Source organism: Bacillus pacificus, from assembly GCF_020861345.1.
GTDB classification, from domain to species: Bacteria; Bacillota; Bacilli; order Bacillales; family Bacillaceae_G; genus Bacillus_A; species Bacillus_A pacificus.
Map to the genome: position 1 here is coordinate 2,518,845 of NZ_CP086328.1, position 24,250 is coordinate 2,543,094.

The 24,250-nt window shown below is 33.7% G+C and carries 29 protein-coding genes; 23 read left to right on the top strand and 6 right to left on the bottom strand.

From position 1 onward, the window contains the following. The first annotated feature begins 1 nt into the window (after nucleotide 1). The 6 genes from LMD38_RS13225 to LMD38_RS13250 all read left to right on the top strand — a co-directional run bounded on the left by LMD38_RS13225 (nucleotide 2) and on the right by LMD38_RS13250 (nucleotide 4,394). Nucleotides 2-544, top strand: coding sequence for a GNAT family N-acetyltransferase (locus LMD38_RS13225; RefSeq protein WP_000584356.1), 543 nt, complete (start codon nucleotides 2-4; stop codon nucleotides 542-544). Between the two features lie 26 nt (nucleotides 545-570). Continuing rightward, entirely contained in the window at nucleotides 571-909 is a 339-nt protein-coding gene (locus LMD38_RS13230; protein WP_061182598.1) for an NIPSNAP family protein, read from the top strand. A gap of 314 nt (nucleotides 910-1,223) precedes the next feature. Next, complete coding sequence (locus LMD38_RS13235; RefSeq protein WP_062821644.1) at nucleotides 1,224-3,074, top strand: sigma-54-dependent Fis family transcriptional regulator; 1,851 nt, start codon at nucleotides 1,224-1,226, stop codon at nucleotides 3,072-3,074. Nucleotides 3,075-3,186: 112 nt separating this feature from the next. Next, nucleotides 3,187-3,444: a DUF3977 family protein gene (locus LMD38_RS13240; RefSeq protein WP_000873848.1), complete on the top strand. Its 258-nt coding sequence runs from the start codon at nucleotides 3,187-3,189 to the stop codon at nucleotides 3,442-3,444. A 136-nt stretch (nucleotides 3,445-3,580) separates the two neighbouring features. Next, nucleotides 3,581-3,820, top strand: coding sequence for a DUF3953 domain-containing protein (locus LMD38_RS13245; RefSeq protein ID WP_001080079.1), 240 nt, complete (start codon nucleotides 3,581-3,583; stop codon nucleotides 3,818-3,820). A 115-nt stretch (nucleotides 3,821-3,935) separates the two neighbouring features. Beyond that, nucleotides 3,936-4,394, top strand: coding sequence for an SRPBCC family protein (locus tag LMD38_RS13250; RefSeq protein ID WP_016717660.1), 459 nt, complete (start codon nucleotides 3,936-3,938; stop codon nucleotides 4,392-4,394). A 29-nt stretch (nucleotides 4,395-4,423) separates the two neighbouring features. On the opposite strand, the gene LMD38_RS13255 is transcribed toward LMD38_RS13250, so the two are convergent. After that, on the bottom strand, nucleotides 4,424-5,227 hold the full coding sequence (locus LMD38_RS13255) for an arylamine N-acetyltransferase (protein WP_016717659.1): 804 nt from the start codon (nucleotides 5,225-5,227) through the stop codon (nucleotides 4,424-4,426). 96 nt (nucleotides 5,228-5,323) lie between these two features. Between LMD38_RS13255 and LMD38_RS13260 the strand changes: the two genes are divergently transcribed. After that, entirely contained in the window at nucleotides 5,324-5,761 is a 438-nt protein-coding gene (locus LMD38_RS13260) for an NUDIX hydrolase (RefSeq protein ID WP_000062910.1), read from the top strand. 35 nt (nucleotides 5,762-5,796) lie between these two features. Here LMD38_RS13260 and LMD38_RS13265 read toward each other — a convergent pair whose 3' ends face one another. Then, on the bottom strand, nucleotides 5,797-6,408 hold the full coding sequence (locus LMD38_RS13265; RefSeq protein ID WP_016717658.1) for a TetR/AcrR family transcriptional regulator: 612 nt from the start codon (nucleotides 6,406-6,408) through the stop codon (nucleotides 5,797-5,799). Nucleotides 6,409-6,567: 159 nt separating this feature from the next. Between LMD38_RS13265 and kynU the strand changes: the two genes are divergently transcribed. From kynU to LMD38_RS13290, 5 genes are all read left to right on the top strand, one after another. Beyond that, nucleotides 6,568-7,854 carry a kynureninase gene (gene kynU / locus LMD38_RS13270; protein ID WP_062821645.1) on the top strand — a complete coding sequence of 429 codons (1,287 nt, stop codon included), beginning with the start codon at nucleotides 6,568-6,570 and terminating at the stop codon, nucleotides 7,852-7,854. Nucleotides 7,855-7,856: 2 nt separating this feature from the next. Beyond that, nucleotides 7,857-8,486: an arylformamidase gene (gene kynB / locus LMD38_RS13275; RefSeq protein ID WP_062821646.1), complete on the top strand. Its 630-nt coding sequence runs from the start codon at nucleotides 7,857-7,859 to the stop codon at nucleotides 8,484-8,486. Nucleotides 8,487-8,518: 32 nt separating this feature from the next. Then, nucleotides 8,519-9,358 carry a tryptophan 2,3-dioxygenase gene (gene kynA, locus LMD38_RS13280; protein WP_000661934.1) on the top strand — a complete coding sequence of 280 codons (840 nt, stop codon included), beginning with the start codon at nucleotides 8,519-8,521 and terminating at the stop codon, nucleotides 9,356-9,358. Nucleotides 9,359-9,473: 115 nt separating this feature from the next. Next, nucleotides 9,474-10,391 (top strand): serine hydrolase domain-containing protein, encoded by a 918-nt coding sequence (locus LMD38_RS13285; protein WP_001009748.1) that lies wholly within the window; start codon nucleotides 9,474-9,476, stop codon nucleotides 10,389-10,391. 16 nt (nucleotides 10,392-10,407) lie between these two features. Then, the gene (locus tag LMD38_RS13290; protein WP_016717656.1) at nucleotides 10,408-11,043 is read left to right on the top strand and encodes a Pr6Pr family membrane protein; all 636 of its coding nucleotides are present in this window, start codon (nucleotides 10,408-10,410) and stop codon (nucleotides 11,041-11,043) included. Nucleotides 11,044-11,223: 180 nt separating this feature from the next. Here the strand turns inward: LMD38_RS13290 and LMD38_RS13295 are convergent, their stop codons facing one another. Then, complete coding sequence (locus LMD38_RS13295) at nucleotides 11,224-11,556, bottom strand: DUF3889 domain-containing protein (RefSeq protein ID WP_016717655.1); 333 nt, start codon at nucleotides 11,554-11,556, stop codon at nucleotides 11,224-11,226. A gap of 296 nt (nucleotides 11,557-11,852) precedes the next feature. Between LMD38_RS13295 and sleB the strand changes: the two genes are divergently transcribed. From sleB to LMD38_RS13330, 7 genes are all read left to right on the top strand, one after another. Further along, on the top strand, nucleotides 11,853-12,632 hold the full coding sequence (gene sleB / locus LMD38_RS13300) for a spore cortex-lytic enzyme (RefSeq protein ID WP_001249040.1): 780 nt from the start codon (nucleotides 11,853-11,855) through the stop codon (nucleotides 12,630-12,632). 15 nt (nucleotides 12,633-12,647) lie between these two features. Beyond that, nucleotides 12,648-13,988, top strand: coding sequence for a germination protein YpeB (ypeB, locus tag LMD38_RS13305; RefSeq protein WP_000943716.1), 1,341 nt, complete (start codon nucleotides 12,648-12,650; stop codon nucleotides 13,986-13,988). Nucleotides 13,989-14,014: 26 nt separating this feature from the next. Next, nucleotides 14,015-14,611, top strand: a complete 597-nt coding sequence (locus LMD38_RS13310; protein ID WP_000697993.1) for a YhcN/YlaJ family sporulation lipoprotein — start codon at nucleotides 14,015-14,017, stop codon at nucleotides 14,609-14,611. Between the two features lie 112 nt (nucleotides 14,612-14,723). Continuing rightward, nucleotides 14,724-15,080 (top strand): lipoprotein, encoded by a 357-nt coding sequence (locus LMD38_RS13315; protein WP_000976539.1) that lies wholly within the window; start codon nucleotides 14,724-14,726, stop codon nucleotides 15,078-15,080. A 25-nt stretch (nucleotides 15,081-15,105) separates the two neighbouring features. Then, on the top strand, nucleotides 15,106-15,603 hold the full coding sequence (locus LMD38_RS13320; protein ID WP_016717654.1) for a GNAT family N-acetyltransferase: 498 nt from the start codon (nucleotides 15,106-15,108) through the stop codon (nucleotides 15,601-15,603). Between the two features lie 97 nt (nucleotides 15,604-15,700). Beyond that, entirely contained in the window at nucleotides 15,701-16,768 is a 1,068-nt protein-coding gene (locus LMD38_RS13325) for an aromatic acid exporter family protein (protein ID WP_062821647.1), read from the top strand. Between the two features lie 16 nt (nucleotides 16,769-16,784). After that, complete coding sequence (locus tag LMD38_RS13330; protein WP_062821648.1) at nucleotides 16,785-17,321, top strand: DUF1697 domain-containing protein; 537 nt, start codon at nucleotides 16,785-16,787, stop codon at nucleotides 17,319-17,321. Nucleotides 17,322-17,365: 44 nt separating this feature from the next. On the opposite strand, the gene LMD38_RS13335 is transcribed toward LMD38_RS13330, so the two are convergent. Next, the gene (locus LMD38_RS13335; protein WP_062821649.1) at nucleotides 17,366-17,770 is read right to left on the bottom strand and encodes a DUF2178 domain-containing protein; all 405 of its coding nucleotides are present in this window, start codon (nucleotides 17,768-17,770) and stop codon (nucleotides 17,366-17,368) included. A 210-nt stretch (nucleotides 17,771-17,980) separates the two neighbouring features. Between LMD38_RS13335 and LMD38_RS13340 the strand changes: the two genes are divergently transcribed. Together LMD38_RS13340 and LMD38_RS13345 are read left to right on the top strand one after the other, a co-directional pair. Continuing rightward, nucleotides 17,981-19,150 carry a ParM/StbA family protein gene (locus LMD38_RS13340; RefSeq protein WP_000025611.1) on the top strand — a complete coding sequence of 390 codons (1,170 nt, stop codon included), beginning with the start codon at nucleotides 17,981-17,983 and terminating at the stop codon, nucleotides 19,148-19,150. An 11-nt stretch (nucleotides 19,151-19,161) separates the two neighbouring features. Beyond that, a complete protein-coding gene (locus tag LMD38_RS13345) occupies nucleotides 19,162-19,497 on the top strand; it encodes a hypothetical protein (RefSeq protein WP_029438566.1) in 336 nt (111 codons plus the stop codon). A 116-nt stretch (nucleotides 19,498-19,613) separates the two neighbouring features. Here LMD38_RS13345 and LMD38_RS13350 read toward each other — a convergent pair whose 3' ends face one another. Then, nucleotides 19,614-20,477 carry a BCA family alpha/beta fold macrolide esterase gene (locus LMD38_RS13350; protein WP_016717650.1) on the bottom strand — a complete coding sequence of 288 codons (864 nt, stop codon included), beginning with the start codon at nucleotides 20,475-20,477 and terminating at the stop codon, nucleotides 19,614-19,616. Nucleotides 20,478-20,660: 183 nt separating this feature from the next. On the opposite strand from LMD38_RS13350, the gene LMD38_RS13355 reads away from it, so the two are divergent. Next, on the top strand, nucleotides 20,661-21,587 hold the full coding sequence (locus LMD38_RS13355) for an NADP-dependent oxidoreductase (RefSeq protein ID WP_016717649.1): 927 nt from the start codon (nucleotides 20,661-20,663) through the stop codon (nucleotides 21,585-21,587). 77 nt (nucleotides 21,588-21,664) lie between these two features. Here LMD38_RS13355 and pdxR read toward each other — a convergent pair whose 3' ends face one another. Continuing rightward, nucleotides 21,665-23,098, bottom strand: a complete 1,434-nt coding sequence (pdxR, locus tag LMD38_RS13360) for a MocR-like pyridoxine biosynthesis transcription factor PdxR (protein ID WP_016717648.1) — start codon at nucleotides 23,096-23,098, stop codon at nucleotides 21,665-21,667. A gap of 146 nt (nucleotides 23,099-23,244) precedes the next feature. Here pdxR and LMD38_RS13365 point away from each other — a divergent pair, with 146 nt between their 5' ends. Continuing rightward, the gene (locus LMD38_RS13365) at nucleotides 23,245-24,162 is read left to right on the top strand and encodes a DMT family transporter (protein ID WP_062821650.1); all 918 of its coding nucleotides are present in this window, start codon (nucleotides 23,245-23,247) and stop codon (nucleotides 24,160-24,162) included. Nucleotides 24,163-24,250 lie beyond the last annotated feature (88 nt).

The following is a 24,250-nucleotide window of genomic DNA, read 5'->3' on the forward strand; positions in this document are numbered from 1 at the left end:
AATGATTATAAAAGGACAAAAATTCCACATAAATGGATTAGTTTATACAATTCGTTCGGCAACTGAAACAGATGCGGAACAGTTATCGGAAATTAGAGTTCAAATCGATGGAGAAACTGAAAACATGGATAGAGAAGCTGGAGAGGGATTTATAGATAAGATAGGTTTTCAAAAAATAATAAAAGCAGATAGTGGCGAGACAAAGAATTTGTTTTTAGTTGCAGAAGTGCACAACCGAATCGTTGGGTTTTCAAGATGCGAAGGGTCAAATTTGAAGAGATTATCTCATAAAGTAGAATTTGGCGTTTGTATTTTAAAAGAGTTTTGGGGATATGGAATAGGTAAGAGTCTATTGCAACAATCTATTCATTGGGCTGATGAAAATGAGATTAAAAAGATATCATTACAAGTATTAGAGACAAACGAAAAAGCCATTCAACTTTATAGAAAATTAGGTTTTGAAGTAGAAGGAATTTTGAAAAATGATAAAAGACTGTCAGATGAAAAGTATTATAATACGGTTGTAATGGGAAGGTGTATTTGAGGTGTTTATAAAAGAGGTGGAAATGTATGTTTTATAGAAGAAAGTACTATATAGTAAAGAATGAATTTATAGAAATATTTAATGAGCATTTTAATAAAACAAACTTACCAAATCAGTTAAAGCATGGTTCCAGGCTAATAGGACGCTGGATGAAAGATAATAAGAATGGTACGACTGAAGTGTTTGCAATATGGGAATATGATAGTTATGAACAATATAAAGAAATAGAATCAAAGATTAGAAATGACGAGAAGCATATTAGAAGGATACATGAATGGTATGAAAAACATGGCGGGAAAAAATATGTTTTTCAGGAGTACATAGTAGAGATGAAAAATGAAGAGTTAGTGTGTACTGTAAAGTGATAGAGATGTGAGGGATAATGGGAATGAAAACAAAATTATATTTTAGTGTAGCATCCACAATTTTCTTTGCAATAGCCGTGATTGTTTTCTTTATAAATGGAAATCCACAAAAGTGGTTTTGGTTATGTATTTTCTTTGCTTCCATTATACAAAATATAGTGCTACTAAAAAAGAATAAAGAAGTGCATTAAGATATTCAAATTATTAACATATTTGTGTCGTCTTTCTAGTTTTGTTGAAAACGCTTTTATTCAGTTTTATAATAAAAGTATGTTTTTACAAATCTCCAAAATAATGAATAGGGAGATGATATAATGCTAGCTTCACCGTTTTACTTACATACATGGAAAAAGTTTGTTGATGAAGGTGTCCTTGATTCGAACCGTATAAACGAAAGAATTTCAGAGTCATGGTATCGATGTAAACAAGCAAATGTGAATCCTCATATGAATAAAGGTCAGAAAATTTTGTCTTCTAATATTTTTCAAGACCAAAAGAAAAAGAGTGAAATCTTCCTAGATATAGCAATACCTCAAATACAAAATATGAGAAAAACCATTGATGAACTGCAAATGATGGCATTATTAATCGATCCAGACGGTTACGTTCTATCGTTAAGTGGAAATAAACAAACGTTGCAACGAGCGAAACATATTAATTTCGTTGAAGGTGTGAAATGGACGGAAGCGGCTGTTGGTACAAATGCGATAGGAACAGCGTTAGAAATTGAAGAGGCTATTATGATAAGTGGTACAGAGCATTATTCTGTCGCATCTCATAGCTGGAGCTGTGCGGCCGCTCCTATTCATAATGATGATGGGAAATTAATAGGCGTTCTAGATTTCTCTTGTCCGATTGAGTTTTCGCATCCATATATGCTCGGTATGGTAACTTCGATTGCACATGCGATTGAACGTGAATGTAGTATTCGAGTACATCAAAATGAACTGCAGTTAATCCATCGTTTTTTAGATGTAATTGACAGTAATGAACAAGTAGTAATTTGTAATCATCGCGATGTTATCGTTTCTGCGAGCAAGAGGGTTCGGGAACGAGTATGTAATTGGTCACGAATGAAACTTGCAGATTTAATGCACTATGGATTGAAAACTAAATTAGAAGTTCCAGTATACAGTAATAATAGAATGATTGGGAAATGTATCTATGTAAAGGAAAATAAACAAGTAAAATCATTTTCAACGTCCCCATTTATAAATGGCATCACTTTTCCTGGAGTGATTGGGACAAGTAGTGCATTTCAACATACATTAGAAGAAATTAAGCTTGTATCACCAACTGACGCAAGTGTATATGTTTGTGGTGAAACAGGTGTAGGGAAAGAATATGTAGCGAGAGCGATTCATGAAAATAGTCCAAGAAAAGATGGTCCATTTATAGCTGTTAACTGCGGTTCATTACCGAAAGAATTAATGGAAAGTGAATTGTTTGGTTATGCTGAAGGAGCGTTTACAGGTGCACGGCGCCAAGGATATAAAGGGAAATTCGAACAAGCAGATGGAGGAACAATATTTTTAGATGAAATTGGTGAAGTGCCTCCAGAGATGCAAGTCGCATTATTGCGTGTTTTACAAGAACGAACAGTAACCCCAATTGGCAGTTCAAAAGAGGTACCGGTAAATATTCGTATTATTACTGCGACACATAAAGATTTATTGCGATTAGTAGAAGAAGGGAAATTTCGTCAAGATTTATATTATCGGTTACATGTTTATCCGCTTTATGTTCCAACGTTAATAGAAAGAAAAGAGGATATTCCATACTTCATAAAACATTTTTGTGAACAAAAGAATTGGAATGTTGTATTTCCAAAAAGTATTTGTAATCAATTTTATCAGCATACATGGCCCGGAAATATTCGAGAATTATTAAATGTATTAGAACGCATTTACATTTTATCGCAAGGACAGGAAATATGCGAAAAACAAATCTCTTTTTTATTACAAACAATGATGGGAAATCAACATCAACTTGCATTGCAAGCAGAAAATAAAATAGAGAACACATTAAATTTCCGCGAAAGAATACAGCGTGACAGCATGATTGAAGCGCTAGAAAAGACGAACGGAAATGTTTCGTTAGCTGCAAAACTTTTAGATGTACCTCGAAGTACATTTTATAAACGAATGCAAAAATATAAGCTATAAAGTAGATTTTTGTAATCTACTTTTTCTTTGTGGGCTCATGTTCTGTCGGAATATGCGCTTACCGGGGAAATAATAAAATAGTTAGAAATAAATTTCCGAAAGGGGGACTTATGTGAAGTATATTGAAATTGGTATTGGAAATAGGTGGTTCGTTCGAACAGAAACCGAAAATAAAGATGGAACTGAATTTGAGGAAAGAGGAATTATAAAACCTATTTATTTTGAGTCACTGTACGTACGAATGTGGTTTCGGAAAACGTGTTTAATTTTTGATACGAAAGAAGGGTTTAAAAAGGTTAAGAAGAGGAGGATTGATTATAAATTTATAGTTGGAATTGTAAGTAGACTGAATAAAGAAAAGGTGTACTAACATACGTAGTTATATTGACCAGAAAATCCTTTTGACTTATATCAAATTCATGAAAAGCAATTTTTATAAATATAAATTGATAATAAAACCGCTAAGGAAACTTAGCGGTTTCTTTTTAAATGGGAGGGATTTTCGTATGAATAGGATCGTAACGGTTTTACTTGCAATTATTATAATGGGGTATTCCATTTATAGTTGGAATGATACTTCGGAAATGAGTATGCTAATTTTACAAACGCTTTTAGGTTTTATGTTAGTTAGCTTAGGGGTGCAAAATTTAAAAAATAACGAAAAAGAAAATAGAAGTATAGGGATCGCTTTATTACTCGTGGCTTTGTTTTTAATTGTTGTATCTTTAATAAAATATTTTGTATGAATAAGTTTTTAAATTAATAAAAAATTAAAATTCTACTTGTATTTCACTATATAAAATATGGCATAATGATTTAGTTAAAATAGAAATGGATAGGGTATTTGAGAGGGGCAGTATAATGAGTTTTGCAATAGAAATAGTAATAAAAGCACCAATGGATGTTGTATGTGACTACATAATAGAAGATGAAAAAATAAAAGAATGGAATACGTTTATAATAGAAAATCGCTATCCTTCAAATATGGATAAAGAGAATCCACGTGAAGGAGATAAATATATTACTGTTCAAAAAGTCGGTAAGAAAATATTCGAGGCTGAAGTAGAAATCCTTGAATACGATGCACCTCATATCATTTCACTTGGCAGTGAAATGAAGCAAGGTTATTCAGCAATGACTTATATGTTAGAAGAAGATGAGGAGGGTACAGCACTTACATTAATTTCAGAATATGAACCTAGTAATTTTTACTATAAAATTATGTATAAGTTAACAGGCTGGATTTCACGAGGTTTAACTATGGAACAAATTGAGCGGCTAGCAGAATGTGTAGAAGCTGCTTATCATAAAGAAAATTAATATTAAAGATATGTATGAAGGTAAAAGCGTTACTCAATCTCAGGAGTAACGCTTTTACTGTTTAAAGATTTTTTATTGAAAACCTCAATAGCTCTTTCATATATTTCTTTATCAATACAAAATCTTTCTGTTATCCAATAATTAAGTTCAGAAGATGTAAGGCTTTGTTCTCTTTTCTTATCTTGGAAATATTGTTTTAAAACATTATCATTAATAGAAGTTGGAATACCATCGATATAACCGAAAATCTGAATTTTCTTTAATACAGGAGATGTATGCCAATCGTTAGACTTTGTAATGAGTTCTTTCATACTTGATAAATCTATTGGCTCTGTATGTAAGATTTTTGCTGGACCTGGATTTCTAGTAATTTCAATCTTATTATTTGAGACTTCATAAGTAAAAGTTTCCCTTACATTACTTACTTGAAATGATTCATAAAGTGGATAAGCTTGGAATAAAGGTGCACAGTAACCAACATCAACATAGTAAGGCTGCTCTAAGTTAACGCGTAAGCATAAATGTCCGGGATTCATATACAAATAATGAACGTCAAAACCAAGGTTTGATAATAACCAATGAAATCCAATTGAGTGCGTCCAACAAGTACCCCCCAGACCTTTTGTAGTAATACGGTTTATGTATGTATCAATGGAAGGGAAATAATTACCTGTTTCATTACCTTTTTCCCAGTCAATTATTTTAGTAAGAGTTTCCCACTTTATTTTTTCTTGATGAGCTTTAATAAGCTCATTTAAAAACTTTAAGCTAGTAGGTTGATTTGTAGTACCTAAAAATGATAGAAATTTATTTACTAGTTTTTCTTGAGACATTTTCTGATCCTTTCTATATAGAAATCGTTTTTGGTATTATTATACAATAGATATCAGAAAATACAGGTATTTATTAATGGAGTGGGAGAGAATTATATGTCTATGTCGCTATATTATAAAAAAATCCGGGAGAAATTAGGCCATGAACTAATTTTTATGCCGAGTGTAGCTGCGGTTATAAAAAATGAGCAAGAAGATATTTTATTTCAATATCCTGGCGGGGAATACTGGAGTTTGCCAGCTGGAGCAATTGAGCCTGGAGAAACTCCAGAAGAAGCAGTAGTTCGTGAAGTGTGGGAAGAAACAGGATTGAAAGTGCAAGTAAAAAAACAAAAAGGGGTGTTTGGAGGAGAAGAGTATCGCCATACATATCCGAATGGCGATCAAGTAGAATATATTGTTGTTGTGTTTGAATGTGAAATTACTAGTGGAAAACTGAAATCAATAGATGGTGAATCTTTAAAACTACAATATTTCTCATTATCTGAAAAGCCTCCTTTAGCACTACCATACCCAGATAAAATATTTTTATAGATGTAAAATAACACACCTTATTTATTGAAGGTGTGCTATTTATATAACCCCGTTGTATACATTTCCGTCAATGTATGTACTATCTCTTCTAACTCTAATTTTTTATCATTTTTCACAATCGTCCAAAGAAACATCTCATTCATTGCGAACCAAGCACGTGCTACAGTTTCTTTATTTAATTCAGGATGCGCTAACCCATTTTCTTGAGAGTATGTAATATCTTGCGTAATGCTGTTTATAAATCGTTCTCGAATCTCATCCCATTTTTGACGTATCTCTTTTGATAGCCCGATTGCTTCTTCTACAACTTGTAAAATAGCTCGTTCTTTCTCTGCTAGTTGGAGGAATGCCCTCACTTGGTTTTGAATCATATTACGTGCTTCTTCTTTTGTTTGAGGGGAAAAAGAGCGCTCAGCAATATCATAAAATTGATTCATAACATCTTCCATTAGAACGGTGAGGAGATCATCTTTGTTTTTGAAGTATACATATGCCGTTCCATAACCAGTTTCTGCATGTTTAATAATTTGCGTAATGGTTGTTTTCTGAAATCCGTTATTAATAAAAACAATGTATCCGGAATGTAAAAGTTTCTTTTTAGTTTCTAAGGAGCGGTGTTTTCTTGATGAAAGAGTAGTGTTTTTCAAAGAATCACCTCTTTATACTGAAATATCTGAAAATACAACTGTATTGTAAAAGAAATTCATATATAAAGTCAACTGACATAATATCATTGACGTTATATCAACTAAGGTGATATATTTCAATTAGTTAGAATAAAAAGAAAATTAAGAGAAGGTGACACCATGTATACAGAACCATTTCAACCAACTTATGAGTATGCGCTTGAATGTGATAAACATGATGAACTGAAAGATTTTCAAACTGAATTTTATAAAAAAGAAGGAACAATATATTTAGATGGAAACTCATTAGGGCTACTTTCAAAAAGAGCAGAAAAATCATTACTTACTTTGCTAGATTCATGGAAAGAGTACGGTATTGACGGCTGGACCGAGGGTGAGCATCCGTGGTTTTTCCTTTCGGAGAAATTAGGTGAATTGACTGCGCCTCTTATTGGAGCTTTACCAGAAGAAACTATTGTAACCGGTTCCACGACAACGAATATTCATCAAGTAATCGCAACTTTCTATGAGCCGAAAGGAATTCGCACAAAAATTCTTGCGGATGAGTTGACATTCCCGTCCGATATATATGCACTTCAAAGTCAAATTCGTTTAAAAGGATTAGATCCAGATGAGCATTTAGTACGAGTGAAGAGCCGAGATGGTAGAACACTTTCTGAAGATGATATTATTCATGCAATGACAGATGATATCGCGTTAATTTTATTACCTTCTGTACTATATAGAAGTGGCCAAGTTCTTGATATGAAACGTTTAACAGCGGAAGCACATAAGCGTGGTATTCATATCGGATTTGATTTATGTCATTCGATTGGTTCTATTCCGCATCATTTCAAAGAATGGGATGTTGATTTCGCTATTTGGTGTAATTATAAATACTTAAATGCAGGACCTGGTGGTGTTGCTGGTCTTTATGTAAATAAAAAGCATTGTAATAGACTTCCAGGATTGTCTGGATGGTTCAGCTCTAGAAAAGATAAGCAGTTTGATATGGAACATACATTAACAGCTGCTGATCATGCAGGTGCATATCAAATTGGTACCCCTCACGTATTAAGTACAGCGCCGTTAATCGGTTCTCTTGAAATTTTTAAAGAGGCTGGTATAGAACGTTTACGTGAAAAATCTTTACATATTACAAGATACATGCTTAATTTAATTGCTCATGAATTAAGTGATTTTGAATTTACAATTGGAAATCCATTAGAGGATGAAAAACGAGGCGGGCATATTTATTTAGAGCATGCAGAAGCAGCACGCATATGTAAAGCGTTAAAAGCAAATGGAGTTATCCCTGATTTCCGTGCACCTAATGGAGTAAGACTTGCGCCAGTCGCTTTATATAACACATACGAAGAAGTGTGGAAATCTGTACAAATATTAAAGAAAATCATGAAAGATGAAGAATATAAACAGTTTGAAAATAAGAGAGAGGTTGTGGCATAGGTATGAAAACATCAGAGTGGATTGATATTTCACAACCGCTAAATAATGATATTGCTACTTGGCCAGGGGACACACCGTTCTCGTATGAAGTATCATGGCCGAAAGAAGAGAGTGGCTCAGTAAATGTTGGAAAATTAACGATGAGTATTCATACAGGTACTCATATTGATGCGCCGTTTCATTTTGATAATGAAGGAAAGAAAGTAATAGATTTAGATATTCAAGTTTATGTCGGCCCAGTACGAATCATTGACGTTTCTAATCTTGAAAGCATCGGGAAAAAAGAATTAGAAAACTTTCATTTAGAAGGAGTAGAACGGTTGTTATTACGCACATCTTCACATGGTAAAGTGAATGAATTCCCAAATGTAATCCCGCATTTACATGCAGATATAGCACCGTTTCTTTCAGAGAAAGGTATACGTTTAATCGGGGTGGATGTACCGTCAGTTGATCCATTAGATGATAAAGAATTAGAAGCGCATCATCAATTGTTTAAACATGGCATACACATTTTAGAAAATGTCGTACTAGATCACGTAGCAGACGGCGATTATGAATTGATTGCATTACCACTTGCCTTAACAGATGCAGATGGAAGTCCAGTTCGAGCAGTTATTAGACCAATATAAGTAGAAATATATAAAAGGGGCGTTTGGCTAATATGAAAGAAAACGAAAAGATAATTATGGAAAAAGGAATTCATACGGATTTTAAAGAGAATATGACGTATGGGGAATATTTACAATTAGATAGTTTACTATCTTCTCAAAAGAGATTATCAGATCACCATGATGAAATGTTGTTCATCGTTATTCACCAAGCAAGTGAGCTTTGGATGAAGCTTATTTTACATGAATTACATGCAGCAATTGAATCTATTAAACAAGATAAATTACAACCAGCTTTTAAAATGTTAGCGCGTGTATCAAAAATTCAGTCGCAAATTATTCAATCTTGGGATATTCTTGCGACATTAACACCATCCGAGTATATTGAGTTTCGTGACTCGCTCGGTCAAGCTTCAGGTTTTCAATCGTATCAATATCGTATGATTGAGTATGCGCTTGGTTATAAAACGCCGCATGCATTAAAAATTTATGAAAAAGATCCAGAATTACACGCTCGACTTCATACGGCGCTACATGCACCAAGTTTGTATGATGTCGCAATTCAAGCACTTGTAAAAGAAGGATTCCCTATTCATAAAGATGTGTTAAATCGCGATATTACGCTGCCTTATGAAGAAGATGCCACGGTAGAAGCGGCATGGCTTGAAGTGTATGCCGATGTGAAAAAGTATTGGAACTTATATCAGCTTGCTGAAAAATTGATTGATATTGAAGATTGGCTACAACAATGGCGTTTCCGTCATATGAAAACGGTAGAACGAATTATCGGACATAAAATGGGAACAGGTGGATCTTCAGGTGTATCTTATTTAAAACGAGTACTTGATCAACGATTCTTCCCAGAGCTTTGGAATGTTCGTACGAAATTATAGAAACAAACCTGTCAGCTAAACTGACAGGTTTGTTTTTTTATTTGAACTCAATTATGTTTTAATAGAAGCTACAAGATATAATAAATGAAGTGATTTTTTAAACGGAGGTAAAGTTTTGAATTTCAAGCAGCTAGAAAATAAATTTGAAAAGAAAAAAGTGAATACATTTCTTGTTTATCAAAAAGGAGAATTAACAACCGAGTATTATAAAACACCCGAATGTACAAATAACTTATATAAAATAAATTCGATTACAAAAAGTATAGTATCTTTATTAATTGGTATTGCAATTGATAAAGGCTATATAAATGATATACATACACCTATTACAGAGTGGATTGAAAATGTACCTGAGGGAAAACATGATTTGACGCTTTATCACTTATTAACAATGACTACTGGTGAGGAGTGGAAAGAGTTTGGAAATGGAGTAGTATTCCCGAATGACTTTGTAGAATCAGCGAACTGGGTGCAATATATATTAGAAAAACCAATAATTGAAGAACCGGCTACAAAAATGAATTATAACTCAGGGTCTTCGCATTTACTTAGTTACATTATCCAAAAAGCTACTGGAATGCCGACAGAACAGTTTGCGAAAAGGTACTTATTTAATCCGTTAGAGATTACAGAATATGAGTGGCAACAAGATTCCCAGGGAATATATGTTGGTGGTTTCGGTATGAAAATGAAATCTAAAGATTTATTAAAACTCGGAATATTATGTTTGCAGAATGGAATTTGGCAGGGGAATGAAATTGTATCATCGAAATGGTTAGAAGAATCAAGTACACCTCTATTTGAAACGTATGAACATGTCGGGGCATATGGATATCACTGGTGGGTATTGAATAACGAAAGATTTCACATACCGTATTGTATGTACTTTGCTATGGGATACGGCGGGCAATACATCGTTGTCATTCCGCAGTTAGAGGTGGTTGCTGTAATTAGTAGTCATATGCCTAAACGTGGGCTCGTTCCATTAAAGTTATTTATTGAGCATGTACAGGAGAATTATAAGTTTGTATAAGAAGAGGAGGGACTGTATGGGGGATGTAAAAACATTATCTTTATTTAGACTATGTTTAAGCCTTCTAGCATTTAGTGCAATCATTACGCAATTTATAATACGGGCACAAGTGAAACCGTTCAATCCAGTTAATTTTTTCAGTTTCTTCACTATCGAAAGTAACATTTTAGTTGCATGTATTCTCCTTTTAAGTAGTATCGGAACAGCTACATTTGGTCGATCAGAACAGTTTGGTGTACTTCGTGGTGCAGCGGCTGTATACATACTTACGACTGGACTCATTTATTTTTTATTATTAAGAGGGTTAGAAGAATCACTTCAAACCGCAATACCATGGGTAAATACGGTGTTACATTATATCATGCCAATTGCCATGATTTTAGATTGGATATTAAATCCACCAAATAAGAAAATCACTTGGAAACAAGCCGCAAGTTGGCTCTTATTCCCGTTTTTTTACGTTCTATATAGCTTAATACGTGGTCCAATCGTGAATTGGTATCCTTATCCGTTTTTAGATCCGAGAATAAGTGGATATGGTAGAGTACTTTTATACAGTATAGGAATAGCAGTTGTAATTGGTGCTATTTGTATATTGGTAAGATTTTTAGGGAATCGAAATTTTAGAAATGAAAGAAACCCGGCTGTTTAAATTCATAACAGCCGGGTTTTTTTCGTTTTATCCCGCATTAACGGGCAGTAAGACCCCCTCCTCAAAATTCAGCGAAAGCAAAGAAGTTAGGTGGGGATCTCAACTGCCCGTAAAAGCCCGATTGGTTCAACTAATAATCAGTGGGGGATGAAGAAAACCCCCACTGATTAAAGTTTCACTTTATCTACTCGTTTTCTGAAACGACATTTTAATAAATTTCTCCGTCTTCGTTTCAAACTCTACATCAACAAAAACACCATATTCTTTTCCATCCTCACGTAGCCACAATTTAAATTTTTCAATTGTTATTTGAACGGTTTTTGGTTTTCTACCTATATGAAGGTAATCAATAATCTCCGCTTTTGGGTATTGTTCTTTCGTTTTCTCTACAGCAAGTTTACCCCATTTCGCATAAGGTGGCTGAGCATGAACAATTGATGAGCCTGTATATACATTTGAACATGTTATTAGGAACAGAAGGACGAATGCGACACGCTTTAACAATTTCTTCACGATGAACTCCTTTTATCCTTTTTTATCCCACTTTAATGGGCAGTAAGCCCCCCCATCTCAAAATTCAGCGAAAGTAAAGAAATTAGGTGGGGGTCGGGCTGCTCATAAAAGTTCGATTGGTTCAACTAATAATCAGTGGGGATGAACAAAACCCCCACTGATTAAAGTCTCACTTTATATTGTTTACATATTTTTTCAACGATATTAGTTTGGATTTTTTTGTCTTCTTTACATAAAAGCGAGGCTTTTACAAAACATAACCAAGAAATCATTTCCGTAATTAAGGAGGGAAAATTATGCGCCAAAAAGCTATTTTTAAAATAGCAGTTTTGCTTGCGTTCATAGGACTGTCTTTCATGGTCAGTAGTATACAACTAAAAAATGTAGAAGCCTTTTCTAATCAGGTCATTCAAAGGGGAGCATCTGGCGAAGATGTCATTGAACTGCAATCTCGTTTGAAATATAACGGGTTTTATACAGGAAAAGTGGATGGTGTTTTCGGCTGGGGTACATACTGGGCACTTCGAAATTTTCAAGAGAAATTCGGTTTACCTGTTGATGGTTTAGCCGGAGCTAAAACGAAGCAAATGCTCGTGAAGGCAACGAAGTATGATAAGTCAACTGCTAATAAAGGAACGACAACGAATAAAGGAAATAGTGGTGGTACAGCACAAGAAAATAAACCACCTCAAAATAAAGGGACAAATGTTCCAAATGGTTATTCCCAAAATGACATTCAGCTTATGGCAAACGCAGTATATGGAGAATCTCGTGGTGAGCCGTACTTAGGACAAGTTGCAGTCGCTGCAGTTATTTTAAATCGTGTTACAAGTGCATCATTTCCAAATACTGTTTCGGGTGTGATTTTTGAGCCAAGAGCATTTACAGCGGTAGCAGACGGACAAATATATTTAACGCCAAATGAAACAGCGAAGAAAGCTGTATTAGATGCAATTAATGGATGGGATCCAACAGGAAACGCATTGTATTATTTCAATCCAGATACTGCAACAAGTAAATGGATTTGGACTCGTCCACAAATTAAAAAGATCGGGAAACATATTTTCTGTAAATAGAGCGGAGGTGGAACTATGTTACGAGGTATTATAATCGTATTATTAACAGTTGGTGTAGTCGGGACAGGATACTGGGGCTATAAAGAGCATCAAGAGAAGAATGCAGTATTAATTCGGGCAGAAAATAGCTATCAACGTGCGTTTCATGATTTAGCGTATGAGGTTGATTTATTGCACGATAAAATTGGAACAACGCTTGCGATGAATTCGCGCGCATCTTTATCGCCTGCATTAGCAGATGTATGGAGATTAACATCGGAAGCTCGTTCGGATGTAGGACAACTTCCTTTAACATTAATGCCTTTTAATAAAACGGAAGAATTTTTAGCGAATATCGGTGATTTTAGTTACCGTGCAGCCATTCGTGATTTAGAAAAAGAGCCGTTAAATGATCAAGAATACAAAACGTTGCAAACTTTATATTCCAATGCAGGAAATATACAAGATGAACTAAGAAAAGTGCAACATCTTGTTTTGAAAAACAATTTACGCTGGATGGATGTCGAGATGGCACTCGCATCAAATCGTGATCCTGCAGACAATACAATTATTGACGGATTAAAGACAGTAGAAAAAAATGTAACATCGTATTCTTCTACAAACTTCGGACCTACCTTTACAAGTGCACAAAAAAATAAAAAAGGTGGATTTGAAGCAGGAGGAAAAGCAATTTCAAAAGATGAAGCGGCGAAAATTGCAAAATCGTTTTTAAATTTAAAAGGAAATGAAAAGGTAGAAGTCGAGAAAAGCGGAAAAGGTGCGAAAGAATCTTTCTATAGTGTGAAAATTAAAGATGAGGCAACGAATAATGAGTTTTATATGGATATTACCGGGAAAGGCGGATATCCAATTTGGGTTATGAATAATCGAGAAATTAAAGAACAGAAAATTAGTTTAAACGATGCGGGAAGTAAAGGTTTGAAATTTTTAAAGGACCATAAGTTTCATAATATGGAGCTTTATGATAGCTCACAATATGATAATGTTGGTGTATTTACGTATGTAGTAAATGAGAATGGCGTACGAATTTATCCAGAAGCAATTCAAATGAAAATTGCTTTAGATGACGGTTCTATCGTCGGATTTTCGGCGAAAGAATATTTAGCATCACACCAAAAACGAACAATCCCTTCGGCAAAGCTAACTGCAGCAGAAGCAAGAAAGAAAATAAACCCTGATGTAAAGGTAATGGAAGAGCGAAAAGCAATGGTAGTAAACGATTTGCATAACGAAGTACTTTGCTATGAATTTGTAGGTACTTTAGGGAAAGATACGTACCAAATTTTCATTAATGCAAATAGCGGAGCAGAAGAAAAAGTGAAGAAAATGCAAGCTGTTGAAAAAATTTATGATTAAACTTGAATGGTAAAGTGGTGAGAATAATGAAGATTTTAATATACCTATTGATGGTTTGTTTATTAATAACTGGATGCAGTATTGGAAAAAAGGATAATCCAAACGAAAAGCCCGAGCAAAAAAATGTTTCAATGAAAAATGTTAATTATACAAATAAGTCAAATAAGCCAAATGAAAAAGCAGCGGACCATTTAGCATCTTTAGCGGCAAGTGTGCCAGGTGTAAATGATGCGACAGCGGTAGTAGTTGGGAAATATGCTATTGTAGGAATTGATGTAAAAGCGAAACTAGATCGAACACGTGTTGAGTCCATAAAATACTCTGTTGCAGAAAGCTTAAAAAACGATCCTGATGGTGCTAATGCAGTCGTTGTAGCAGATGTTGATACGTATGAAAGACTGAAACAAATTGGAAAGCAAATTAAAAAAGGAAAAACAGGTGAAGGTATACTGGATGAGTTAGCAGCAATTGTTGGCCGAGTAATGCCACAAGTTCCAAATGACATGATTGAAAATCGAGAAACGAATCCAATAAAAGATAATGATAAACAATTACCAAAAGATGAAGAACAAGAACTGAGAAAAGAACAGAATGACCAATCAAATAATCATTTAAATAAATAAATTTAACCGTAACCCTGTACTAAATTGTACAGGGTTTTTCGATATAATATTAAATATTCAGTTTATTTTCAAGGGAATATATGGTTTAATTATTATGGGAGGGACAACTGTTATGATGAAAAAAAGCACATTAATATTATGTAGTTTATGCTTAGGTTTCAGTATGACAGCGTGTGAACAGAAGAAAGAAGTAAAAAAGCAAACAGCGACTTCTTCTACTGTGATGGAAAATCAAAAGAAAGAATCTATCAATATAAATCATTTCTCCAATATAAATGAAGGAATGACTTATAAAGAAGTGAAAGATTTAATTGGTTTTGAGGGGGATTTACTCATAGAAGAAGGGGTGGAACATTCTACACAAATTAAGCAAATCTTTGCTTGGAAGGGAAGCAATCCAACTGCATTAGTTGAAATTACATTTTTAGATGGCAAAGTACATTCTAAAGTGCAGCAAGGTTTAAGTTAATAAGTAAAAAATGGGAGAGTTTATCATGAACATACATACAGGGGAAATTCAATTAGTTCCGTATAAAGAGGAATTTAAGGAAGTTATACAAACATTTACTTTACCAAGTGAACAAGTTCAATTTACATCGGACCCAGTTGAATTATTGAAAAAAGCAAAAAATGATCGTACAAAAAATGTGATTGTTATTTTAGATTACAATGGGGTACCTGTTGGTCTTTTTGCATTGCAAACAGGAGATAGAGTGCAGGAGTTCACAAAAAATGAGAACGCTTTACTTTTAACTTCATTTTCTATAAATCACAATAGACAAAGGAAGGGATACGCTAAAAAATCACTGGCACTATTACAAGAGTTTGTACAATGTTATTTTCCGATGAAAAATGAAGTTGTACTTGCTGTGAATGAAAAAAATATTCCTGCACAAAATTTATATGAAAAAGTTGGCTTCCAAGACAAAGGTTTTAGAAGAATGGGACCAATTGGTCAACAAATCATAATGCATTTACCTATCATAAAATAACGAGAAAAAACTTACTCTTGTACAAAAGTAGTAAGTTTTTTATTTAGAAAGATATATAATATATAAATAATTGAAATAGAAATGAAGGAAATACAAAATGAATCAAGTTAGAAAATGGAATATTATTGGTGGAAGGGTGATAAAAACAGGAATTGCGGTTTTTCTTACAGTTCTAGTTTGTGAATTTTTCAATATTCCAACTATATTTGCTGTTATCACCGCAATTGTAACGATTGAGCCAACTGCAACGGATTCTATAAAAAAAGGACTGATTCGTTTTCCAGCTTCAACAATTGGATCAGCATATGCAATGACTTTCACATTTTTCCTAGGTCATCAGGCGCTTTCTTATGCGTTAGCAGCGATGTTTACAATCGTTACATGTCAAAAACTAAAGTTACATGCGGGAACGTTAGTTGCAACATTAACTGCTGTTGCAATGATCCCAATTACGGCAGATCACTATTTTACTGCATTTTTAATTCGATTAGCTACTACATCTACTGGTATTATAGTGTCTACTTTAGTGAATTTTTTCATCTTACCACCACATTATGTTAAAACAATTTCGGGATGTACAGAGGAGCTATTTGTTAAAACGGCACATATTATGGAGGAATGGCTTAATGCATTAATTGAAGGGAAAGTGATAACCAAAGAGACAGCTCATAATCTATCTAAAGTGAATTTATTATTACATAAAGCGGTACAATTTGTTCAATATGAGCAAAAAGATTGGAAATATCATCGACATACAAAAAAAGAAATGAGAAGTTTTTTACTTGTACAAAAGCAACTTCATTTATTACAGCAAATTATTTATCATATAGATAATTTAGCTCGAACACCAATTGAAACATGTGACTGGTCGCAAAATGAAAAAGAGATTTTACGACGAACAATTCATTCTATAATTTCAATATTAAGAAATAATTGTAATAAAATAGATGAGGAACATTTTAAACTGATTGATGAATTAGACAAGCAATTTTGGAATTATAAAAATGATTTAGCACATTGTAAACCGAATCAATATCATCATCATTTTTCCAGTGAATCTATCATTTTATTTGAGGTATTATCTATACATGATATGTTAGAGGAATTAAAACAAATATTTGAGAAATATGAGGGGGAAAATCAATTCAATTGTTCAGTTCATTAAAATGTGGAGGATTGCTATGACAATTTATATTGCACTACTAAGAGGAATCAATGTAGGCGGTCATAAGATAATTAAAATGGCTGATTTAAAACAAACGTTTGAATCAATAGGGCTAAAACAAGTAAAAACATATATTCAAAGTGGTAATATCGTGTTCGAATCTGAAAGAGATATTGATTTTTTAAACAAACGAATACAATCTGAAATTAAAAACGTTTTTGGTTTTGATGTTCCGGTTATGTTAAGAACACATGAGGAATTTATAAACATTACCAAAAGATGCCCCTATGAAGTCAATTCATTGCGAGAAGGCGAAAGTATACATGTTGCCTTCTTAGCAAATGAACTTTCTGAATTAGAAAAAGATCAGCTACTTATGCAAAAAAATGAGACTGAAGATTGTTATATACATGAAAAAGTTGTGTATTTATTTTTCCAAAATAGCATTCGAAATTCAAAATTAATGAATCAGTTCCAGAAGTTACATACACCAGCTACGATAAGGAATTGGCGGACTGTGAATAAATTAAAAGCGATAGTAGAAGGGATGTAAATATAAAAAGATGAGATTTTCTGTATATAGAAAATCTCATCTTTTTATTTATATTGTTTTGCGACTATAAGTTCGACAACAGGATAAATAAAGAATGAAGAGCACAGTGCAATAAAAAGAGGGAAGTTTTTAACCCCATTTAAATTAGCTCCCATAGAAAACCCTTCAGAGAAGAGTAATATAAGGAACATTACAACTACGAGCGTAAAATATGCAATTTTAGAGCTTTTATATGTAATTTGTTGTCCCATTTCATCCTGACTTTCTTCTGATACACCGTGGGGATCTCCCCATGTAATATGATTGATAAGGTAGCTAATTATTATAGCGCTAGTGAAAATTGTGCCACCTAAAATTTCACCTTCAGTGATGTATTTATAAACTCCATGTATAAGCACTCCAAGTAATGATAAAACGATAATCATGAAAATAAATTTTTTATGATTCAATTTAGAAATAGCACCTCCATAATTGTAAAAAACTCTTTACATATATAGTGTAAAATTGGAAAACCTTCATGTCAAATATTTTTTACATGAAAGGTGTAATAATATAATGTTTTGTTTTTGCGATTAATAAAAAATTACATTACATTTGAATGTAAAAGAATGGGCTCGCATATATTTGGAAGGGATGTCAGATTAATTTAGGGGGTAGTTATGTCTATTCTTTTAAAAGCTGGTGCTGATGCAGGAAATAACGGTTTGAAGTTAATGGTGAAAGGGCAAGATCCTATTTTTATTCCGAGTATATATGCTTTATATATAGGAGAGCCTACAGGATTGTTAGATGAGGGAGATGTTTCATTATCTGAATTAGAAAATCACATTGACGTGACCATTAGTTCTCCATCGTTAATGTTAAATAATGTGCGGTATATCGTTGGAGAAAAAGTCATTCAAGATCAATTAAAAGGTACTGAAGTTGAGAAGAAATCGAATAAGTCAACTGATGAGTTAATGGTTATTACGATTCTATCTGGTTTAGCGGTAAGTGCTATGCGTCAAAGTCCAACTTCTAGTCATATTAACATTCGTTATGATTTATCTGTTGCTCTCCCTATGCAGCTTATTACACAAGAAATAGCTGCGGAAAATGCGAAACGTTATATGGGGAATCATAAGGTTGTGTTCCATTATCCAAACGGACGTGATGTTACAATTAATATTTCCATCGAATATTGTAAATGCCTACCTGAAGGTGCTTCTGGGACGTGGGGCATTGTATATGATGAAGAAGGAAATGTTGTAAAACATAAAATAGAATGTGAACAAAATAAAGTGTCAGAAATTGATTTTGTTGATAAAACATTATTATCTTTTGATATTGGTGCAGGGACAACAGAAGAAGTCGTTTCACTAGGTGTAAACTTTAGACCACAACTAAGTAAGGGTTTATCGTACGGTGTGAAAGAAACGTTACTACAAATTATTACGAGATGGAACCGGAAGTATCCAACAAAGACAATTGATAGTATTACAGAATTCAATCAAATTTATTTAAATGATAAACACCCTAGAAATGCATTATTAGTTGAGGAATCACAACCAGCACTATTAGGTTTAGCAGCGCGTGTTGCAACGGATATTATTAACAAAATTGATGATATGAAAGACGATCCATATGTATTTATTTATGGCGGGGGCGCAGTTATCATAAAAAATAGCCTGAAAATGATTTTAAAACAAAAAGGGCGTTTAACAAATGTAATCTTTGTAGATAATCCATTATTTACAAATGCACGTGGATTATTAGTCTACACTTGTTCGCCAAAATATAGAGAGCATAAGCAAAAAGAGTTAGGATTTACAAACTTAACAATAAGTTAGTTGGTGGAAGTATGCGATCTAGGCGATATAAACGTGGTGACCGAGTAAAAATTAATATTCATAAGTCAGTATCACCTGAAATGCTTGCATGGCTGAATAAACAATCAAATCCAACCAACTTCTTTTTCTTTGCAGCGCAGCAACTTTTTAAACAAGTAGGAGATATTGATGTGTCAAAAGCTATACCAAGTAGCCATGTTTTCTCGTTATACGTGGAGCCATCATCTTTATTAAAAGTAGAAGTTAATCCTTTTAAAAGCGTACCACTAGAAGCAAATAAATCCACCGATAATATAAAAAAAAAATCATGGGAAGCTGTTGACCAATTAGATTGTCCGTTTTTTTAAACATAGAAAATAGAAAAATATAAGCATTGCCCATCACTATACATACGGATACAGTGATGGGCTTTTTTACATGTAAAGATAGGGGGACACAAATTGCGGCGTGCCCCTCCTATTCATTATTTTTCTATTATTTTAGCTGTATGTTCAGTAACAGCATGAATGATGTCTTCCCAGTCATCAGGATGAATCTCATGTCCGGCGCCTTCAAGAGTTAATAGAGCTGAGTTAGGAATCTCGTCGATAAGTGCGAGACCATGTTCAAAAGGGAGTGCGGTATCGTCTGTTCCGTGAATGACTAATGTAGGTGCTTGTATGGAGTGAAGCACCCCTTCATATGCATCATCGCCTTGAAGTAAAGCGTGATTAAACATGCTTAATAAATTGTTAGCTCGTTCAATTTCTTGTTTTACTTGATTATAGACTCTTTTTTCATCAAATGTGCGTTTGGACCCGCATAATAGACGGGACCCTGAAACTAAATATTCTGCTACAACATTTTCATTTGTCCAATCTAAATGCGTGCCATTTGCGTGATGTGTTAAAATTCTTTCATCCATCGGAGGTAAATCGCGCGTGTTATCGTCAGAGCCTATTATACTTGTAGCTAATAATGTTAACGATAAAATTCTTTCGGGATGTTTTACAGCAGCAATTTGAGCGATCATACCCCCTAAAGACATCCCGAATAGATGCGCTTGATCAATATGATAAGCATCAAGTACCCCAATTGCATCTTCAGCCATATCCGTAACGGAATAATTAGAAGTTCCAGGTTCATATGCGACGGAGCGCCCCACATCACGGTTATCAAAACGAATAACAAATGCCCCGCTATTCGCCAACTGTTCACAAAATTCTTCATCCCAATAAACCATTGAACACGTAGCACCCATAATTAATAAAATAGCTGGATTTTTAGGGTTTCCAAAGCTTTCTGTACATATATCAATCCCGTTTATTTTAAATATCTTTTCAGTCATAGAGTTCTCTCCATTTCTTTTGAATGTAATTAAAAACACAATTTTGAATGACTCTAAGGTGTGTGTAAGATTTTCTATGTTTCTTGCATAATTCCCCCCAAAAATAAGTTTATGATAATTTAAGGAAAAAAATTTTGAGAAATATTTGTATGTTATTAAAATAAACAGTAAGGAGGAGAGGAAATGAAAGCAATTGTTATAGATCAATATGGTAGTGTTGAAGAATTAAAAGAAACACAAGTTTTAAAACCAGTTGTTAAGAATAATGAGGTATTAATACGTATTCTCGCAACATCTATTAATCCTGTTGATTGGAAAATAAGAAAAGGAGACTTACAAGAACAGTTGCGTTTTTCATTTCCAATCATTTTAGGGCTAGATGTAGCGGGAGTTATTGAAGAAGTTGGGGAAGAGATAGAATGTTTCAAAATAGGAGATAAGGTGTATACGAAACCTGAAAATATAGGGCAGGGCTCTTATGCTGAATTCATTACAGTAAAATCGGATTTAGTATCCTATATGCCTACAAATCTGAGTTTTGAAGAGGCAGCTTCTATTCCTCTTGCAGGACTTACTGCATGGCAAAGTCTTGTAGATTACGCAAAAATAAAAGAACATGACCGAGTACTTATTCATGCTGGAGCTGGTGGAGTTGGAAGTTTGGCAATCCAAATCGCAAAATCATTTGGAGCTTTTGTTGCGACAACTGCCAGTAGTAAAAATGAAGAGTTTTTAAAGTCTTTAGGGGCAGATCTCGTTATTAATTATAAAAAAGATAAATTTGAAGAATTACTATCAGATTTTGATATTGTATTAGATACAATAGGTGGGGAAGTACAAGAAAAAAGCTTTCAGATTTTAAAACCTGGTGGTGTATTAGTTTCGATTGTCCATGAACCAATTCAAAAAGTAAAAGAGATAAAATCAGGTTTTTTATGGCTAAAACCAAGCGGAAAACAATTAGAAGCATTATCAGATTTAATTGTACATGGAAAAGTAAAACCAATTATAAGTAAAGTTATGCCGTTTAGTGAGGAAGGGATTAGAGAAGCTCATAATTTGAGTGAAGGTCAGCATGTTAGAGGTAAGATTGTAATTAAAATGGAATGATAATGAAAATATTATTTATATGGTGAGTTTTATGTAATAAAAAGCAAATACCCCAAAATATTTTGGGGTATTTGCTTTTATAGCATAAACTTTCGCATTATATCATGTAATCTCTCTAATCCAATTATCATATCTTTTTCATTTAACATCGAATAGCTAACTCTTAAATGATTATTATTTGTTTCGGGATTTAATAGACAAGCTGTACCTGGTAAAAAAGACACATCTACTTCATTTACTTTTTGTAATAAGGTAAAGGGATCTATCGAATCAGGAAGAGTAATCCATAAATTAAAGCCGCCATTTGGTATTTCAAAGTGCATTTCTTTAAGTGGTGATAACATATCAATCGTTATATCACGTCTAATTTGTAAAGCCGTACGTAATTTTTCTAAATGATTTTTCATACGTTCTGCACGTAAAAATGGTAGAAGTGCTTTTTGTGTTAATAAAGGACTACCGATATCCATTGAACCTTTTACAGCATATAACCATTCGAAAATAGGGCCATCGGCAATAAGTGATGCGATACGCAGTCCTGGTGCTAACGTTTTACTAAATCCTTTTATATATATTACGTGACCGTTTGTATCAAAATTTTTAATAGGAGGGGGAACAGTCACGCCCTCAAAATATATTTCACCGAAAGAATCATCTTCAATGATAAAAAACTCATATAGCTCTGCCAATTCTATAAGTTCCATTCTCCGTTCTTTACTCATTACTGTACCTGTTGGGTTCTGAAAAGTTGGATTCGTATACAATAAAACGGGATTTTTACTTTGACAAATATCATCGATTAAGTCGGAGCGAATTCCATAATTATCAAGAGAAACAGGTATAATTCGAGCCCCTTTATTGATGAAAATATCAAGCGCAGCACTATAACAAGGACTTTCCACTAATACAATATCACCAGGTTTTATTAGTGTTTGAGCAATTAAATCAATTCCTTGTTGTGCTCCGCTTGTAATTAATAACTGAGATGGATCTGTCAATAATTTTTGGTGTTCATTTAAGTGATTTGCTATTTCAACTCGCAATTCATAATCTCCTTGAACTGGTCCATAAGTTGCTAGAATCATCTGGTCTTTATTAAGTATTTTATGCATTTCGTCTGCCAAGAATGGATTTGGCAATAAACGAGGATATAAAATCGCTTGTGAAAAATCGTAATATTTCCGGTGCTGATTCATTGCATATTGAGATCGCATAACATTAATCGTTTTCGTTTGTTGCCATTTATACGGAACTGTTTTGAAATTTTTCTTTACATGTTTTTGTATATAAGCCCCTTTACCTTGTTCAATTCGTATATATTCTTTCTTTTCTAGCTGTTTATACGCCTTACGAACAGTTAATAGACTAATCTGTAAATCTTCGGCCATCGAGCGTAAAGATGGAAGTGAGTCACCATGTGAAAGCATGCCGCTTTGTACTCTTTCAACGATTTGCATATATATTTGCTGGTAATACGGTATGTTGGATTCTTTACGAAGGACAATCTTCATGGTTTCACCTTTTTCTTTTTTATTTAATTTAAGCGGAAAATATAAAGAGAATCAACTACGATTTTAGGAAACTGTTATATACATAAATACACTGTTATACACCATACCTTCTATACTCATGTTAAGAGTAAAAAGGAGGAAGAAAAATGGTCATTTTCAATTATATTTTAGTATGTATAATTTTTGGAACAACATTTTTAACAATAAAAATCGGAATTGAAGCAGGTGCACCCCCATTATTTTCGGCAGGAATTCGTTTCTTTCTAGCAGGAGTAATCTTAATGATTATATTTAAGCTAAAACGAAAAGAAATTATGCCACATATATTTTCAAAACGTATTATATATGCTGGTTTTTGCTTAACGTTTATGACATTCGCAAGTTTGTACTGGGCGGAACAATATATTTCTTCAGGGCTAGCTGCTGTGCTATCTGCTACGGGACCGATGATGATTTTGTTATTACAGGCAAAGAGAAATAAGACAAAATTACAAAAGGAGCAACTTCTTGCTTTAATCATTGCGCTAATAGGCGTTGTTTTTGTTTCTTTACCAGGAATGCACCAAGAAGTAAGTTTTATATGGAGTATCGCTTGTTTTGTATTAATAATAGGAGAGTTATTTTACGGAATAGGCTCTATTTACTCAAAAGAAATACTTTCGGATTTACAAAATGTATCGCCATTTCTCATTAATGGTATTCAAATGTTTTACGGAGGCGTTTTACTACTAATCGTGTCTGTCATAGTAGAACAACCGAATGTAACTACACTAGCTTCTTGGGGTGTACAGTGGCCTATTTTATATCTTATCTTTATCGGATCAATTGGTGGACACGGATTATATTATTGGCTCTTATCAAAAACAAATCCTGTATTCCCGTCAACGTGGTTATACGTATCACCGTTAATTGCTATTATAGTAGGATATATTATATTAGGAGAACCTTTAAATGCTACAATGGGAATAGGTGCATGTTTCATTTTGGTTGGTGTATTTTTAGCTAATCGATCCACACTCCGGTCTTATTCCAGAAAAGGGAGATTATTTGAGAAAGAAATGTAATTATATAAAGAAGCAGTCCTGTATATAGCAGGGCTGCTTTCATTTTATTCATGATACGGATTGACTTTATTTATTGGAAAGGCGTAAT